This window comes from Corallococcus sp. CA041A (assembly GCF_003612075.1).
GTDB lineage: Bacteria > Myxococcota > Myxococcia > Myxococcales > Myxococcaceae > Corallococcus > Corallococcus exiguus.
The window spans coordinates 1-4,794 of sequence record NZ_RAWF01000427.1; the positions used below are offsets into that span (position 1 = coordinate 1).

Consider the following 4,794-nt stretch of genomic DNA (forward strand, 5'->3'; position numbering starts at 1 on the left):
GCGCCGCCCGTCTTGGCCAGCACCTTCGTGATGGCCGCCGTCAGCGACGTCTTGCCGTGGTCCACGTGCCCAATCGTTCCGATGTTCACGTGGGGCAGGCTGCGATCGAACTTTTCCTTGGACATGAACCGCTCCTCACGACGCCGCCGGTGCGACCCCGGCGGTATAGGACTTCGGGAGAACTTCCGAGGGGTGCTGCGTGTGCTTCAAAGCTGCTGGAACGTCAACAGAATTCGCCCGGCGGCTCCCCTGACGGACGGGAGGTCAGTAGCTCGGGTTGAGCGCTGACTTCGGCGCCGGTGCGTAGTGCTTGAACTGCATGGTGTAGGTCGCCCTTCCCTGGCTCTTGCTGCGCAGGTCGGTCGAGTACCCGAACATGGCGGCCAGGGGCACCTCCGCCTGGATGGCCTGCACGCCGCCAGGCCGGGGCGTCATGCCCAGGATCTTCCCGCGCCGGCCGTTCAGGTCGCCGATGACGTCGCCCATGGCGGCCTCCGGGGTGACGACCTCCGTGGCCATGATGGGCTCCAGCAGGACGGGGTTCGCCGCGCGGACCGCGTCCTTGAAGGCCATGGAGCCGGCGATCTTGAAGGCCATCTCCGACGAGTCCACGTCGTGCATGGAGCCGTCGTAGGCCTCCACCTTCACGTCCACCATGGGGTAGCCGGCGACGGGGCCGTTCTGCATGGCCTCCTTCGCGCCGTCGCGCGCGGCGTCCACGAACTCCTTGGACACGGCGCCACCGGTGATGGTGCTGACGAACTCGAAGCCCTTGCCGGGCTCGTTCGGGGACACGCGCAGGTTGATGTGGCCGTACTGCCCCTTGCCACCCGCCTGGCGGATGTACTTGCCCTCCGCGACCTTCGTCGCCGTCACCGTCTCGCGGTAGGCCACCTGCGGCTTGCCGATGTTCGCGTCCACCTTGAACTCGCGCAGGAGCCGGTCGACGATGATTTCGAGGTGCAGCTCGCCCATGCCGGCGATGAGCGTCTGGCCCGTCTCCTCGTTGGAGCGCACGCGGAAGGACGGGTCCTCCATGGCCAGCCGCTGCAGGGCCTGGATGATCTTGTCCTGGTCCGCGGTGGACTTCGGCTCGATGGCGATGTCGATGACGGGCTCCGGGAACTCCATCCGCTCCAGGATGACGGGCTGCTTGTCGTCACAGAGCGTGTCGCCCGTGCTCGCCAGCTTCAGGCCCACCACCGCGCAGATATCGCCGGCGTAGCACTCCGTCAGTTCGTCCTTCTTGTCCGCGCGCATCTGCACGAGCCGGCTGACGCGCTCGCGCTTGCCCTTCACGGAGTTCCACACCGCAGTGCCCGCCTCCAGCTTCCCCGAGTAGACGCGCAGGAACGTCAGCGTCTGCGAGGAGAAGGACGGGTCGTTCATGATCTTGAACGCCAGCGCGCTGAAGGGCGCGTCGTCGCGCGTCTCGCGGATGACGTCCTCGCCCTTGGGCGTCTTGGCCTGCACCGGCGGGATGTCCAGCGGGCTGGGCAGGTAGTCCACCACCGCGTCCAGCAGCGGCTGCACGCCCTTGTGGCGGAACGCCGAGCCGCAGAACACCGGGAACAGCCTCAGCCCCACACAGCCCTTGCGGATGGCGCCGCGCACCTCGTCCTCGGTCAGCTCGTCGCCGTTGAGGAACTTCTCCGTGAGCGCGTCGTCCTGCTCGGCAGCGGCCTCCAGCAGATCTCCGCGCGCGGCGGCGGCGGCCTCCTGGTACTCCGCGGGGATGTCCTGGAGCTCGAAGCGGCTGCCCTGCTCCGCGTCCTGGAACACCAGCGCCTTCATGCGCACCAGGTCAATGACGCCCTTGAGCTTGTCCTCGCTGCCCAGGGGCAGCTGCATGCGCACGGGGCGCGCGCCCAGCTTTTCCTTGATGGTGCCGACGGACATCTCGAAGTCCGCGCCCACACGGTCCATCTTGTTGATGAAGCAGATGCGCGGGACCTTGTAGCGGTCCGCCTGGCGCCACACCGTCTCCGACTGCGGCTCGACACCGTTGACCGCGTCGAACACCGCGATGGCGCCGTCGAGCACGCGCAGCGAGCGCTCCACCTCGATGGTGAAGTCCACGTGGCCCGGCGTGTCGATGATGTTCACGCGGTAGCGCTGGCCCGTCCGCTCCCAGAAGGCGCTGATGGCCGCGGAGGTGATGGTGATGCCGCGCTCGCGCTCCTGGACCATCCAGTCCGTGGTGGTGGTGCCTTCGTGCACCTCGCCCATCTTGTGGATGGCGCCTGTGTAGAACAGGATCCGCTCGGTGGTGGTCGTCTTGCCGGCATCGATGTGCGCCATGATGCCGATGTTGCGGTAGCGCTCGAGGGGGAACTCACGGGCCATGACTCGGTTCCTTCCGGACTTCTCTTAGGCTTCTGCCAGGGCAGATAAACGAAACCGCCCGGACGCTGGCAGCGCATCCGGGCGGCAACCGCGAAGCCCCTTTCGGGACCTACCAGCGGTAGTGAGCGAAGGCCTTGTTGGCTTCCGCCATCTTGTGCGTGTCTTCACGCTTCTTCACCGCGTTACCGCGGTTGTTGGCGGCGTCCATGATCTCGCCGGCCAGCTTCTCCTGCATGGTCTTCTCACCACGCGCCTTGGCGTAGGAGATGATCCAGCGCATGCCCAGCGCGACGCGGCGGTCCTGACGGACCTCCACGGGGACCTGGTAGGTGGCGCCACCGACGCGGCGGCTCTTCACCTCGAGGACGGGCTTGACGTTGTCCAGGGCCTTCTTGAACGTCTTGAGGGGGTCTTCCTTCGCGCGCTCCTCCATGAGGGCGAAGGCGCCGTAGCACACGCCCTCCGCGATGGACTTCTTCCCCTTGCGCATCAGGTCGTTGACGAACTTGGTGACGAGCCGGTCCTGGAACTTCGGATCCGGGAGAATCTTCCGCTTGGCGACTACGCGACGACGAGGCATCTCTTCCCTTACGCCCCACTCTCCTCACTCGGAGGAAAGCCTTGTTCAGGGGCTTCAAGAACACTGCTTGGAACTTCCAGGGACACTCCCCAGGGTGTGGGGCCAGCGTCCAACACTGCTTCAGATACCGCGAAGGTGTTCCGCGCCAACGACGCGCGGGAGAACCGGACTAGCTCGGGCGCTTGGCGCCGTACTTGGAGCGGCTCTGCTTGCGACCGGCAACGCCCACGGAGTCCAGCGTGCCGCGGATGATGTGGTAGCGAACGCCCGGGAGGTCCTTCACACGGCCACCGCGGATCATGACCACCGAGTGCTCCTGGAGGTTGTGACCCACGCCGGGGATGTAGGAAGTCACCTCGATGCCGTTGGTGAGACGCACGCGGGCCACCTTGCGGAGGGCCGAGTTCGGCTTCTTCGGGGTCGTGGTGTAGACGCGCGTGCAAACACCGCGCTTCTGGGGGCACTCCTTCAGGGCAGGGCTCTTGCCCTTGATGTTGAGCTTCTCGCGGCCCTTGCGGACGAGCTGGCTGATGGTCGGCACTGAAACCTCTTCTTCGTGGGAACCCCGCGTCCGGCTACACGAAAGCGGAGCATATCTACCTACAGGCTACACAAAAGGCCCGCGAGTATAGGGAGGGCCCCCGGGGTGTCAAGCATGGCCTGCCCCTGGGCCAGAACCGGCCAGAGGACCCGGGTGCATTCCCTCACACCCGAAAAACCTGGGACTGCGACGACGGCCGGACGCTCTACTCCCTTACGCCCCTAGAAGTCGAGGACCATCACGATCGCGTCCTCGCCCTCGTCCGCGTAGTAGTTCGGGCGGATGCCGACCGGCCGGAAGCCCAGCGAGCGGTAGAGGTTGAGGGCGGACTCGTTGCCCCGACGCACCTCCAGGGTGGCCAGCGAGCAGCGCCGCGCCACGCCCCGGCGAAGCACCTCCTCCATCACGACGCGCGCGACGCCCCGGCGGCGGTGAACGGGAGCGGTGGCGACGTTGAGGACGTGGACCTCGTCGTGGACGATCCAGAAGATGGCCAGGCCCAGCAGGACGACTCCGCCTTCGGGCACCGGCTCCTCCACGAGGAGGATGGTGGACCAGTCGTGCTGGAGCTCGCGCCCGAGCAGCTCCGTGGACCAGGGGTTCTTGAAGGACGCCTTCTCCAGCGCCATCACCGCCGGCATGTCATCCACGGTCATCTGCCGGATCAGGAAGCCCTTTCCCTTGTCGGGCGTCCCGTCGTCCCGCAGCCGTCTCATCGCCGTGCCTCCCGCGCGAAGGGCGCCACCCGCCGTACCTGCGCTGACTTGCGTACTTCAGCCAGGGCCTGGGCCGCCAGCTCTCCGTAGCGCGCCCGCACCAACTCCTCGCGGATGGCCGTGCGCGCCGTCTGGTCGAACTCACCGGGGTACAGGTCCCGGTGGGCATCATAGTGGTGACGGACCTCCGCCTCGCTCACCTGTGCCTTCAACCGGACGCGGCTGTCGAGGATTCGTTCCGCCCGCAGGCCCCGCGCCAGCACGGCCACCAGGGCGTCTCGGTTTACGCCATGCCGGTCCAGGAAGCGCTGGAGCGCCGCCTCTCCTCCCAGCCGCGCCCGGACGGCCTCCAGCCGAGCCTCCACCTCCGCCGGCTCGGCCGGGAAGGCCTGCAGGCGATCCGCGCTCAGGACCTGGAGGCGCTGGTTGATGGAGAGCTCCAGGGCTCCCCGGAGCGTCTGCTCATCCAGAGGCAGGGCGGCGCCCTGCACGGCCCCTCGCTGGATCAGCGCCACCCGGGCCTCCATCTCCAGCTCGCTTTGGGTGAGGACCTGGCCCTCGATGACCGCCACGACGCGGTCCACCACCCTGCCCTCCTCCACCTCCACGGG

The 4,794-nt window shown here is 67.3% G+C and carries 6 protein-coding genes; all 6 read right to left on the bottom strand.

Translation table 11 applies throughout. The annotated features are described in order from the left end of the window. The coding region (locus D7V77_RS40295; RefSeq protein ID WP_233588040.1) for a GTP-binding protein at positions 1–125 on the bottom strand (125 nt) is incomplete at its 3' end. 139 nt (positions 126–264) lie between these two features. Continuing rightward, positions 265–2,346, bottom strand: a complete 2,082-nt coding sequence (fusA, locus tag D7V77_RS40300; RefSeq protein WP_120581490.1) for an elongation factor G — start codon at positions 2,344–2,346, stop codon at positions 265–267. A gap of 109 nt (positions 2,347–2,455) precedes the next feature. Continuing rightward, on the bottom strand, positions 2,456–2,926 hold the full coding sequence (gene rpsG / locus D7V77_RS40305; RefSeq protein ID WP_014395858.1) for a 30S ribosomal protein S7: 471 nt from the start codon (positions 2,924–2,926) through the stop codon (positions 2,456–2,458). Between the two features lie 169 nt (positions 2,927–3,095). Further along, positions 3,096–3,467 carry a 30S ribosomal protein S12 gene (rpsL, locus tag D7V77_RS40310; RefSeq protein WP_014395857.1) on the bottom strand — a complete coding sequence of 124 codons (372 nt, stop codon included), beginning with the start codon at positions 3,465–3,467 and terminating at the stop codon, positions 3,096–3,098. Positions 3,468–3,688: 221 nt separating this feature from the next. Further along, a complete protein-coding gene (gene rimI / locus D7V77_RS40315) occupies positions 3,689–4,183 on the bottom strand; it encodes a ribosomal protein S18-alanine N-acetyltransferase (RefSeq protein WP_120581491.1) in 495 nt (164 codons plus the stop codon). Next, positions 4,180–4,794, bottom strand: a 615-nt coding sequence (locus D7V77_RS40320) for a hypothetical protein (protein ID WP_120581492.1), incomplete at its 5' end; no start/stop codon positions are given. The genes rimI and D7V77_RS40320, both read right to left, overlap by 4 nt.